We start from the raw sequence: 12,105 nt of genomic DNA on the forward strand, positions 1-12,105 counted from the left end.
TTCATGTGCAGGAACACGGTGCCGTTCTCGAAGCCGCGGAAGGTGATGTCGCCACCATCCTGCGCGACCGCCGGGCGCACCCGGGTGTCGAGCAGCTCCTTGATGGTCAGCACCAGCTCCTCATCCGCCTTGTCGTAGAACTCGCCGGCCTGGCCGGCATCGTTGGCCGGGGCCGCCGAAGCCATGACCGGCGCGCCGGACATGAAATGCTCCATGATGGCGCCGAGGATCGCCGGCTTCAGGTGCTGCCAGTCGGGACCGTCCTTGGTCACGGTGATGAAGTCGTAGCCGAAGAAGACGCCGGTGACGCCGGGGATCTCGAACAGCCGGCCGGCCAGCGGCGAAGCCTGCGCGGCGCCTTCGGCGTCGCGGAAGTCGGCGGTGCCGTCGCGCAGCACTTCCTTGCCGGGCAGGAATTTCAGCGTCGCCGGGTTCGGCGTCGATTCGGTCTGGATGAACATGGATATCTCCAGGCCCTTCCGGGCCGATAGTTTGGAATAGTTCTAAATAGGCTCTATCGGCTGGACATTCAAGCGAAACGCGTCGCCCGAACGGCTGGCTGGCGGAATGTTTTTGCCCCGGCGGAGCGCTTCGCCACGGCAAGCCTATCCTCCGACTTCCACGCTGAGTTGTCCACTCGTCTTCTGGATGTTCACCTCGGCGCCGTCCGCCGTGCGCATGAATTCGAGGTCGGCGCTTGCCTCGCCGACCCGCAGCCCGCGAAGCTCGATGCGGCTGACGAAATCGGGCAGTCGCGGCCGCACGATCCGCAGCCTGTTTGCGAAGGCGTCGGGCTCCAGGCCGAGGCAGGTGGTCACCAGGAACGGCACCGCGCCCGCTGCCCATGCCTGCGGGTGGCAGGCCACGGGATAGTGCACCGGCACCTGGAAATCGTTGCGCTGAAAGCCCGCCATCGCCTCCGGCAGCCGGTGATGGCGGAAGTGCATCGCCGCTTCGACAATGGCGGTGAAGGTCCTCAGCGCCGCGCCGTCCTCGCCATACCGCCGGCAGCCGGCCGCCAGCAGCGCATTGTCATGCGGCCAGACGGTGCCGAGATGATATCCGACGGGATTGTAGCGCCGCTCCGCGCTCGAGAGCGTGCGCACGCCCCAGCCGTTGAACATGTCGTCCTGCATCAGCCGCCGCACGGTTCGGCGGCCCTTGCCCCGATCCGCGATACCGGTCCACAGCGCATGGCCCGGGTTGGAGGAAACGACCGCGACCGGGCGGCCGCGCGCCTCGAGCGCCAGCGCGAAAGTGTCCAGGTCCTCGCACCAGAAGTCGCGGTTGAACCGTGTCCGAAGCTTTTCGGCCTCGCCGCGAACCTGCCTGGCGCTGTTGCGCTCGCCAATGCGTTCGTAGAGATCGGCGATGGCATGCTTGGCCGCAAACACATAGCCCTGCACCTCGACCAGCGCGATCGGCGGCCTGGCGATGCTGCCGTCGGTCCTGACGATCGCGTCGGCCGAATCCTTCCACCCCTGGTTGACGAGACCGCTTTCCGAGATGGTCCGGTATTTGACATAGCCTTCGCCATGCCCGTCTCCGGCCCTGGCGATCCAGCCCAAGGCCTTTTCCACCGGCTCCCGCAGTTCGCGGAAGAGCCCCACGTCGCCTGTCCACGCGGCATAGCGGCCGAGAAGCAGCAGGATGAGCGGGGTCGCGTCCACCGTGCAGTAGAATCTGGCATGCGGGACATTGCCCGCGCGAGCGAGCTCGCCGACGCGCAGCTCATGCAGGATCTTGCCGGGCTGCTCCTCTCGCCATCGATCCGTTCGACGTCCCTGATAGCCGGCGAGAAGGCGCAGCGTCTGGGCGGCGATCTCCGGCTGGAAGGCGAGCATCTCGAGCGCGACGATCAGGCTGTCGCGTCCAAACAGCGCGACGTACCACGGCACACCGGCTGCGAAATACTCCCTCTTGCCAAGATCCGACCTGAGCACCGCGAGATCGCGCAGCGAACGGTCCATGATGCTGTTGAGCAGCAGGCTGTCGCTGTCGAACTTCGTGTGTTGCTCCAGCCATTTTTCAGTATCCGCCTGAACCGTCCCGGCAAAGCCCTCGAGGGCAAACGCCGGGTGCTGGCTCATTTGCTCGGCCTCCGGCTCTTCCGACAGTTCCCTCAATTCTATGGTGATCGCGATGGTGCGCTTTTCTCCTGGCGCAACATCGAACTGGAACTCGGCCGCGGTTCTGTGCATGGCATCGGGTGCCGGCAAGAAACCGATTGTTGCCGTTCTGCGAACGTGGTCGGCGCCGTGATAGACAAAGTGGAGGCTGCCGTCGCACCAGGCGGGCCGCTCGCACCTGCCGAGGTTCTTCGGCACCAGTCCGCGCACATTGAAAATGTCCTCGAAGCCGGCGCCGAAGTGCAGGGCCAGCGGAAAGCCATGCGGCTCGTGGCCGAAATTCTGGATGGTCAGAACCTCTCGCACGCGTGTTTGCTCCGCATCGAGAATGCGCTCCCAGCGGATGCCGAGCTCGTCCTTGGGGATCAGTCGCCCCCCATCGCAATGCAGGTCGGGATTGGCCAGTTCGAAAAGCGCGGCGTAACCTCTTTGCGCGGTCGAGGCCAACACGATCGGCGGCAAACCGCCCAGCGTCATCTCATAGCCGCCGAGGAAACGGCAGTCGTGGAAATAGAGCCCGAAGCCGTGCTCGCCTTTCAGCGGTATCTGGGCGTCGGGAGCGACGACATAGTAGAGATCGAGATTCTTGACCGTAATCGCGCCGGCGATGCTGTCCACCATGGCCGGGTGCCCCTTGGCGAGCACGCGGTGCCTGCGCTCCTGCTGCGCATGAGGCGTCTGCCGGGCTTTTTGCTGCGATCGCGCTGCCTGCGAGCGCGGCTGCACCGGTGATCCAGTCCCAGCGTTTCGCGGCTTTGACGTGCCGCTACGCCCTGCTTTCCGGGTTGATTCGTCCACCGGCGCTCCTTTGGAATGGCCGTTTCCGTGACCATTCCAAATGGCGCGCCGCCGACACGGGCCAAGGGCTATGGGCTGGTTGATAACATCGATGTGTATCTGCGGATCGGCGACGTTCCAATCGGGCCGGAGGGGCCTTCCCAATTCAGGCCAGGCTCTCGATTTCCTCGTCGGAGAGGTTCTGCGGCACCACGGTAACCGGGATGGGGAAGGCGGCGCCCCGGCCGGCCACCGCACTCACCAGTGGCCCCGGACCTTCCTTGCCGGCGCCGGCCGCCAGCACCAGGATGGCGATGTCCTGGTCTTCCTCGATGAGCTTGTGGATTTCCTCGGTCGGCTTGCCTTCGCGCACCACCAGTTCCGGCTCGATGCCGACCTTCTGGCGCACCTTGCTGGCATAGGTGTCGAGCGCCGCGCGCGCGGTCGCGTTGGCTTCCTCGCGCATGATCTTCTCAACCCCCAGCCAATGCTGGAAATCGTCCGGCTCGATCACGTAGAGCAGGACCAGCACGCCGCTGGTGCTCTGTGCGCGCGTCGATGCGTAGGCGACCGCGCGCTCGCATTCCGGCGTATCGTCGATGATCGCCAGGAATTTGCGGCGATGTCCGGCTTCACGGCTGAGGCGTTTGGAAACCATGTCTGTCCGCTCGGTATCAATTCGGCCGCAATCTGCCACCGCCACGGACCGGCGGCAAGCCGCCGGCCGGTATGGCGATCCCGGTCAACCAGCGAGGACCGATCAGTCCTGCAACAGGCCGATGATGTCGCGCACCGTCTTCATCGTGCCTTCGGCGATCGCGCGGGCGCGCTCGCCGCCGTCCTCGAGCACGGCGTCGACATAGGCGCGGTCGCCCTCGATGCGGCGCATCTCCGAGGCGATCGGCGCGAGCTTTTCAACCGCGAGGTCGGCCAGCGCCGGCTTGAACACGGAAAACTGCTGGCCGCCATATTCCTTCAGCACGTCGGCTTTGGAAATTTCGGCGAGGCCGGCATAGATGCCGACCAGGTTTTCGGCTTCCGGCCGGCTTTCCAACCCGTCGACTTCACTCGGCAAGGCCTCCGGATCGGTCTTGGCCTTGCGGATCTTCTTCGAGATTGTGTCGGCATCGTCGGTGAGATTGATGCGCGACAGGTCCGACGGGTCCGACTTCGACATCTTCTTCGAGCCGTCGCGCAGGCTCATGATGCGCGCCGCAGGACCGCCGATCACCGGTTCGGTGATCGGGAAGTATCCGTTCACCGTCTCTTCGCCGACCTGCATCTCGACGCCGACGCCAAGCGCCGCGATCTTCTCCGAGAAGTCGTTGTTGAATTTTTGCGCGATGTCGCGGGTCAATTCCAGATGCTGCTTCTGGTCCTCGCCCACCGGCACATGGGTGGCGCGGTAGAGCAGGATGTCGGCGGCCATCAGGCTCGGATAGGCGAGCAGGCCGAGCGAGGCGTTCTCGCGGTCCTTGCCGGCTTTGTCCTTGAACTGCGTCATCCGGTACATCCAGCCGATGCGCGCCACGCAGTTGAAGATCCAGGCCAACTCGGCGTGCTGGATGACCCGCGACTGATTGAAGACGATGTGCTTCTTGGGGTCGATGCCCGATGCCAGGAAGGCTGCGGTGATCGAGCGCGTCTGGTCGCCAAGGTCCTGGTGCACGAGCTGCGCCGTCAGCGAATGCAGGTCGACGACGCAATAGATGCAGTCGGATTGTTCCTGGAGGGCGACGAATTTCTTGATGGCACCGAGATAGTTGCCCAGATGCAAATTGCCGGTCGGCTGGACGCCCGAGAAGACGAGGGGCTTGAAGGCGGACATGATTTCCTCATGGCTTGTGGAGGGCCGTATATGCATGATTCCAAAAAGTTGCAGACTTTTTGGAGCCAATCATGCGGCTGGAAACCGCGCGGCGAAAGTCTTGCGACGGCGGGCTTATGGACGAAGGCGAATGCGGGATCAAGACCGCTGTTGCTGAAAGCCAGCTCGAGTTATTCGTCCAAGCCGGTGTTCGATTTCCGCGGCGCAGATTTCCCCGTGCCGCGCTTCACGTTCCGACGGATCATGCCGAAATCGGCGCCGCCGGTGCCGAAGGCGGTGATGAAGTAGAGCGCCGCACCCCCGCCGACAAGCGCGAGCAGCGTCGTCGCCTTGATCACCAGCGGCGAGCCGGGTCCGAGCCTTGCCGCGAAATAGTGCTCGGCGAAATAGAGCGCGACCGCCATCACAACAGCCGACAGCACCAGCCGGGGAATGCGCTTCAAGAGCGGTATGTCACGACCCCAGTGGCCGCGCTTTATCAACATGCCGAGCAGCAAAGCCGCGTTGACCCAGCCGGCGACGGCCGAGGCGACGGCGATGCCCGGCGCGCCCATCGAAGGAAACAAGCTCAGCGCGGTGGCGACGTTCACGCCGACGGAGATGGCGGCGAAGATCATCGGCGTGCGCGTGTCCTCGCGCGCGAAATAGCCGGGCGTGAAGGCCTTGATCAGCACGAAGGCCGGCAGGCCGAGGCCGAAGATCGCCAGGATCGAGGCGACGATCGGCGTCGAATGGTTGGCGGCGAAGGCGCCGCGCTCATAGACCAGCCGCACGATCGGCTCCGACATCACCCAAAGCGCCGCGGCCGCCGGCAAGGTCATGAACAGCGTGAACTCGACCGAGCGGTTCTGCAGATTGGCCGCCTCGATCAGATTGCCCGATTTCAAAGCCCGCGACAGCTCCGGCAGCAGCACGATCGCCACCGCAACGCCGACGACGCCGAGCGGCAGCTGGTAGATGCGATCGGCATAGGCGAGCGATGACACGGCGCTGTTCTGCCCGGAGGCAATCGCCGTGCCGATCAGCTGGTTGATTTGGGTGATGCCGCCGGTAATAGCGGCCGGCAGCGCCAGGATCAGGAGCCGCTTGACGTTCGGCGTCATCTTGGGTCGGCGGAAGCCGATCGAGATGCCGGCATGGCGCACCGCTACCCAGACGATGGCGAGCTGCACGATGCCCGCCGCCAGCACGCCCCAGGATAGGCCGAAGCCGACATCATGCGCGTCGAGCCCATGATACCAGGCATAGGCGAGCACGCTGATCAGGATAATGTTAAGGAAAGCGGGGGCGATGGCCGCGGCGAAATAGCGGCGCAGCGAGTTCAGCATGCCGGCCATCATGGCGCCGAGCGACATGCAGATCAGATAGGGAAACATGATCGTCGCCAGCCGGACGGTCGTCTCGAACTTGCCCGGAATGTCGGCAAAGCCGGGCGCCACCAGGTAGCGGACGATCAGCGGCATCGCCAGTTCCATGGCGATGGTGAGCGCCAGAAGCGCCGAGAACAGCACGCCGAACACTTCCTCCGAGAAGCGCTTTGCGCCGTCGGTGCCGTGCGTTTCGATCTCCTTGGCGAACAGCGGCACGAAGGCGGCGTTGAAGGCGCCTTCGGCGAACAGCCGGCGGAAGGTGTTGGGAAACTGGAAGGCGGCGTTGAAGGCGTCGGCGACCGGTCCGGTGCCGAGGGCCGCCGCCATCAGCATCTCGCGGCCGAAACCCAGCGCGCGGCTCATCAGCGTGCCGGAGGCGACGGTGGCGAATTTTTTGACAAGGCTCATGCGGAGGATGACTGCCTGCGGAATTGCGTCAAATGGATGGTGATGATCACTCGGCGGCCGCCGCCTTGGCCTTGCCGTTGCGTTCGGGCGCGTTGCCTTCGAGTGTGTCGATCAGCCGCTTGTGGATCGTGGCCGTGCGCGTCGGGCTGTCGATCTTCTGGCCGGTAAGGTCGGTGACATAGAAGGTGTCGATGACCTTTTCGCCGAAAGTGGTAATGTGGGCCGAGGCGATATCGAGCGAAAGGTCCGACAGCGCGCCGGTGACCTCTGAGAGCAGGCCGGGCCGGTCCAGCCCCTCGATTTCGATCACGGAAAAACGGTTCGACAGCGTGTTGCGGATCTCGGCGCGCGGCGGAATGCGGAAGGCCTTGGCGCCGCGCTTCGGCTTGGCCCGCTTCTCGATCATCTCGGGCAGCCAGCTCTTGCCGGACAGCACGTCCTCGATCAGCTTGCCGACGCGTTCGGCCCGCCGCCGCTCGTCCTCGTCGCGATCGAATTCTCTGGAGATCAAAATGGTGTCCAGCGCCCGCCCGTCAGAGGTGGTGAAGATCTGCGCATCGACGATGTTGCCGCCGGCCGCGGCACAGGCGCCGGCGATCACCGACAGCAGGCGCGGATGGTCCGGCGCCAGCACGGTGATCTCGGTTACCGCTTCGAACTCATGCGTCTTCACAATGGTGGCGAGCTTCCTGCCGGCCACATCCGCCTCGCGGACGAATTCGGCGTGGCGCAACTGGTCGGGCAGGTCGACGGTCAGCAGATAGTTTTCGTAGTGCTGGGCGACATAGCGCTTGCGCTCCTTCGCCGGCCATGCGGAAAGCGCCTCGGCGAGCCGCTCGCGCGCGGCGGAGGTGCGCTCGGCGCGCGACACTTCGGAGAAGCCCCCGGTCAAGAGCAACTCGGTCTCGAAATAGAGCGTGCGCAGCAATTGTCCCTTCCAGCCGTTCCACACGCCGGGTCCGACGCCCCGAATGTCGCAGACGGTCAGGATCAGAAGCAGCTTCAGCCGCTCCACCGATTGCACGATCGAGGCAAAATCCTCGATCGTCTTGCGGTCGTTGAGGTCGCGCGTCTGCGCCGTCATCGACATCACGAGATGGTTTTCGACCAGCCAGGCGACGGTCTCCGTGTCGGCGGCCGACAGCCCCATATGCGGGCAGATGCGTCGCGCGATCCTGGCGCCGGCCTCCGAATGGTCCTCCGGCCGGCCCTTGGCGATGTCGTGCAGGAGCACCGCGACATAGAGCGCCTCGCGGCTCTTCTTCAGCCCCGGCATCAGCGAGTGCGACAGCGGATGCACCTTGGCGCCGTCGCCGCGCTCGATCTCGGCCAGCACGCCAATGCAGCGGATGAGATGCTCGTCCACCGTATAATGGTGGTACATCGAGAACTGCATCATGGCGACGATCTTGCCGAAGTCGGGGATCAGCTTGCCGAGCAGCCCCGCCTCGTTCATGCGCCTGAGGTTGAGCTCGGCATTGCGGTCCGAGGTCAGGATATCGAGGAACAACCGGTTGGCCTCCTCGTCGCGCCTGAGCGACTTGTTGGCCAGGCCGAGCGACCGGGTAAGCAGCTTCAGCGCGTCGGGGTGGAACTCCAGCCCGTGCTTGTCGGCGAACCAGAACAGCCGAAGCAGGTTGACCGGATCGCGTTCGAACACGCTGTCGTCGGCAATGTTGATGCGGTGGTTGTCGACAATGAAATCGGACGTGCCGGCAAGCTTGCGCTTGCGCCGCGAGAAGGTGAGGAAGATGCGGTTGAAGCCGGGCACATGCTTGGCCTGCTCTTCCTCGAGCGCGGCGCAGAAGATGCGGGTGAGATCCCCGACATCCTTGGCGACCAGGAAGTAGTGCTTCATGAAGCGCTCGACAGCCGACAGCCCGGGATGCGTCGTATAGCCCAGCCGCTCGGCGATCTCGCGCTGGATGTCGAAATGCAGCCGCTCTTCCGCCTTGCCGGTGAGGAAATGCATATGGCAGCGCACCGCCCACAGGAAGTCCTCGGCCTTCTGGAATTCGCGATACTCGGCTTCGGTGAAGACGCCTTTCTCGACCAGTTCCTGGCCGGTACGCACGCGATAGAAGTATTTGCCGATCCAGAACAGCGTCTGCAGATCGCGCAAGCCGCCCTTGCCGTCCTTGACATTGGGCTCGACGAGGTATCGGCTCTCGCCCGCCTTGGCGTGGCGCTCGTCGCGTTCGGCGAGCTTGGCCTGCACATATTCGGGTCCGGTGGTGCGCACCACTTCGTGGTCGAAGCGGGTGAGCAGTTCGTCGTAGAGCTTGCGTTCGCCCCACAGGAAGCGCGCTTCCAGGATCGAGGTGCGGACAGTGATGTCGGTGCGCGAGAGCCTCAGACACTCTTCGATGTTGCGGGTGGCGTGGCCGACCTTCAGCCCCATGTCCCACAGCATGTAGAGCATGTATTCGACGATCTGCTCGCCCCACGGCGTCTGCTTGTAAGGGAGCAGGAACAACAGGTCGATGTCGGAGCCCGGCGCCAGCGTGCCGCGGCCGTAGCCGCCGACCGCGACGACCGCCATGCGCTCGGCGGCGGAGCGGTTCTTGACCTGGTAGACGTGGGTGGCCGCGAAGTCGTAAAGCGCCCGGATCAGCTCGTCCATCAGATGCGACAGCCGCTCGGCGCAGGCATGGCCGCCGCCATCCTGCTTCAGCATCGCCTCGGCGATCGTTCGCCCTTCCGCGAGCTTGCCCTTGAGCAGTTGGAGAACCGCTGTGCGGGCAGCCTTGCCGGAGCCGTCGCCTGCGCTCGGCGCCGTCAGCGCAGTCATGTCGCGGCGCAAAGCGTCGCCATCGATGATTTCGTCGAGTTTGAGGGAGATCTTGGCCATTCGGCGGCGTCTATAGCGCGTTTTCTTCGCGCTGTGTATGGGGCGTGCGACAGGCCGAATTCCATCACGCGGAAGGTGCGTTCGACGCTCAGCCGATCAACTTTATAGACTAAAAAATCGAAATTGACCCTTGACCTTCCAGTTAATGGAAGGACTACCTCCGCCTCAATCCGAGAGTTCCGAGGCATTTGCTGATGACCCATTCCGACCATAACCATCATCATGCGCACGGCGCATCCTGCTGTTCGGGGAAGAATGCTCGGCCTGCGACCGAAGCGGTGATTCGCGACCCCGTCTGCGGCATGGCGGTCGATCCGGCGGCCGGCAAGCCGGCGGCCGAGCATGGCGGCAGGACCTTTCATTTCTGCAGCGAGCGCTGCCGCACGAAGTTCCAGGCCGAGCCGGACAAATATCTGACGGCCACCGATCCCGTCTGCGGCATGAATGTCGACCGCGCGAGCGCCAGGCATTTTGTCCGACACGAGGGGCAGGGTTTCTATTTCTGTTCGGCCGGATGCAAGGACGAGTTCGAAGCCGAGCCGGCAAAGTACCTTGCCGGCCGGCCTGCGCCGCAGCCGATGCCTAAGGGCACGCAATACACCTGTCCGATGCATCCCGAGATCATCCGCGACAGGCCCGGCTCCTGCCCGATCTGCGGCATGGCGCTGGAGCCGATGGGCGTGCCCTCCGGCGACGAAGGCCCGAATCCGGAGCTTGTCGATTTCACCCGCCGCTTCCGGGTCAGCGCCGTGCTTTCGCTGCCGCTTCTGATCATCGCAATGGCGCCGATGCTGGGCGTCAGCTTCGAAAGTTTCGTCGACGGCCGCACGAAGACATGGGCAGAACTGGCGCTGGCGAGTCCGGTGGTGCTGTGGGCGGCGTTTCCGTTCTTCCATCGTGGCTGGGAATCGCTGCTCAACCGCAGTCCCAATATGTGGACGCTGATTTCGCTCGGCGTCGGCGCTGCCTATCTCTTCAGCCTTGTCGCGACGCTGTTCCCGGATGTCTTCCCGCACCAATTTCGCGGCCATGACGGCAGCGTGCCGGTTTATTTCGAGGCGGCCGCGGTCATCGTCGCGCTGGTGTTCCTCGGCCAGGTGCTGGAACTCAGAGCCCGCGAGCGCACGGGCTCGGCCATTGGCGCCTTGCTCGACCTCGCGCCGAAGACGGCGCGCCTGATCGGCGCTGACGGGACCGAAAAGGACGTGCCGCTCGACAGCGTCAAGACCGGGGACAGGCTCCGTATCCGCCCTGGTGACGCCGTGCCGGTCGACGGCATCGTGCACGAGGGGCGCTCGGCCATCGACGAATCGATGATCACCGGCGAGCCGCTGCCGATCGAGAAGTCGGAGGGCGATTCGCTCACCGGCGGGACGCTCAACAAGAACGGCTCCCTCATCATGCGTGCCGAAAAGGTCGGCGCCGAGACCACGCTTTCGCGCATCGTCGAAATGGTCGCCAAGGCGCAGCGCTCGCGCGCGCCGATCCAGGGGCTGGCAGATCGAGTTTCCTTTTACTTCGTGCCGGCTGTCGTGCTGGTGGCGATCATCGCCTTCATTGTATGGTCGCTCTTCGGCCCCGAGCCCAGCCTGGCCTACGCCATCGTGTCGGCGGTGTCGGTGCTGATCATCGCCTGTCCCTGCGCGCTCGGCTTGGCCACGCCGATGTCGATCATGACTGCGACCGGCCGCGGCGCGCATGCCGGCGTGCTGATCAAGGAAGCGGCGGCGTTGGAGCGCTTCGCCTCCGTCGACACACTGATCGTCGACAAGACCGGCACCTTGACCGAGGGCCGGCCGCGGCTGACCGATGTCGTCGCCGCCGAAGGCATTGCGGAGAATGAATTGCTGGCGCTCGCCGCGACGCTCGAAAAGGGCTCGGAACACCCGCTCGCCGAGGCGATCGTCGAAGGTGCCGCCGAACGCGGCGCCAAGCTTGCAGGTGCCGAGGACTTCGAGGCGATAACCGGCAAGGGCGTTGCCGGTACCGTGTCCGGCAGGAAGGTTGCGCTCGGCAATGCGGCGATGATGGCCGACCTCGGCGTCGACACCGCGCCCGTTTCCGCCAGCGCGGAGGCGCTGCAGGCCGAAGGCAAGACGGCGATGTTCGTTGCCGTCGGCGGCAAGCTTGCCGGCCTGGTTGCCGTCGCCGATCCGCTCAAGGCAACCACGGCCGAGGCGATCAAGGCGCTGCACGACAAGGGCTTGAGGATCATCATGGCGACCGGCGACAACGAGCGCACGGCAAAAGCGATCGCCGGCAGGCTCGGCATCGACGAGGTCCGCGCCGGGCTGCTGCCGGATCGGAAGGCGGCACTTGTCGACGAACTGCGCGCCAGGGGCGCCGGCATCGCCATGGCCGGCGACGGCGTCAACGATGCGCCGGCGCTTGCCGGAGCCGATGTCGGCATCGCCATGGGCACCGGCGCGGACGTCGCGGTCGAAAGCGCCGGCATCACGCTGGTCAAGGGCGATCTCAACGGCATCGTCAGAGCCCGCACACTGGCCCAGGCGACGATCCGCAACATTCGCCAGAACCTGTTCTTCGCCTTCCTCTACAACGTGCTTGGCGTGCCGGTCGCCGCCGGAGTGCTCTACCCACTCACCGGTATGCTTCTGTCGCCGATGATCGCGGCGGCGGCGATGAGCCTGTCGTCGGTCTCGGTGATCGGCAACGCGCTGCGGCTGAGAACGTTGAAACTCTGAGCGACGCCCCCAAATACGACATTCCATTCAACAGGAG

At 64.8% G+C, this 12,105-nt stretch carries 7 protein-coding genes; 1 reads left to right on the forward strand and 6 read right to left on the reverse strand.

Features of this window, described 5'->3' with window-relative positions; all coding sequences use genetic code 11:
* The 6 genes from EOA49_RS01995 to EOA49_RS02020 form a co-directional block, all read right to left on the reverse strand.
* Window positions 1-461 (reverse strand): NifU N-terminal domain-containing protein (locus tag EOA49_RS01995; protein ID WP_127243018.1); only part of this gene is annotated, 461 nt, incomplete at its 3' end.
* Between the two features lie 144 nt (window positions 462-605).
* Entirely contained in the window at window positions 606-2,855 is a 2,250-nt protein-coding gene (locus tag EOA49_RS02000; RefSeq protein WP_127240643.1) for a glycogen debranching N-terminal domain-containing protein, read from the reverse strand.
* Between the two features lie 217 nt (window positions 2,856-3,072).
* Window positions 3,073-3,564 (reverse strand): universal stress protein, encoded by a 492-nt coding sequence (locus tag EOA49_RS02005; RefSeq protein ID WP_067003529.1) that lies wholly within the window; start codon window positions 3,562-3,564, stop codon window positions 3,073-3,075.
* Window positions 3,565-3,666: 102 nt separating this feature from the next.
* Window positions 3,667-4,734 carry a tryptophan--tRNA ligase gene (trpS, locus tag EOA49_RS02010; protein ID WP_127240642.1) on the reverse strand — a complete coding sequence of 356 codons (1,068 nt, stop codon included), beginning with the start codon at window positions 4,732-4,734 and terminating at the stop codon, window positions 3,667-3,669.
* 170 nt (window positions 4,735-4,904) lie between these two features.
* Window positions 4,905-6,512 carry a murein biosynthesis integral membrane protein MurJ gene (murJ, locus tag EOA49_RS02015; protein WP_095799240.1) on the reverse strand — a complete coding sequence of 536 codons (1,608 nt, stop codon included), beginning with the start codon at window positions 6,510-6,512 and terminating at the stop codon, window positions 4,905-4,907.
* Between the two features lie 46 nt (window positions 6,513-6,558).
* Window positions 6,559-9,363: a [protein-PII] uridylyltransferase gene (locus tag EOA49_RS02020; RefSeq protein ID WP_127240641.1), complete on the reverse strand. Its 2,805-nt coding sequence runs from the start codon at window positions 9,361-9,363 to the stop codon at window positions 6,559-6,561.
* A gap of 194 nt (window positions 9,364-9,557) precedes the next feature.
* Between EOA49_RS02020 and EOA49_RS02025 the strand changes: the two genes are divergently transcribed.
* A complete protein-coding gene (locus EOA49_RS02025; protein ID WP_127243020.1) occupies window positions 9,558-12,068 on the forward strand; it encodes a heavy metal translocating P-type ATPase in 2,511 nt (836 codons plus the stop codon).
* The last annotated feature ends 37 nt before the right edge of the window (window positions 12,069-12,105 follow it).

It is taken from the genome of Mesorhizobium sp. M1A.F.Ca.IN.020.04.1.1, assembly GCF_003997315.1.
Lineage (GTDB): Bacteria > Pseudomonadota > Alphaproteobacteria > Rhizobiales > Rhizobiaceae > Mesorhizobium.

Coding starts and splice junctions, on each gene's coding strand:
- trpS (WP_127240642.1), bottom strand. CDS start 4,734: ATGTCCGCCTTCAAGCCCCTCGTCTTCTCGGGCGTCCAGCCGACCGGC.
- murJ (WP_095799240.1), bottom strand. CDS start 6,512: ATGAGCCTTGTCAAAAAATTCGCCACCGTCGCCTCCGGCACGCTGATG.
- EOA49_RS02005 (WP_067003529.1), bottom strand. CDS start 3,564: ATGGTTTCCAAACGCCTCAGCCGTGAAGCCGGACATCGCCGCAAATTC.
- EOA49_RS02020 (WP_127240641.1), bottom strand. CDS start 9,363: ATGGCCAAGATCTCCCTCAAACTCGACGAAATCATCGATGGCGACGCT.
- EOA49_RS02025 (WP_127243020.1), top strand. CDS start 9,558: ATGACCCATTCCGACCATAACCATCATCATGCGCACGGCGCATCCTGC.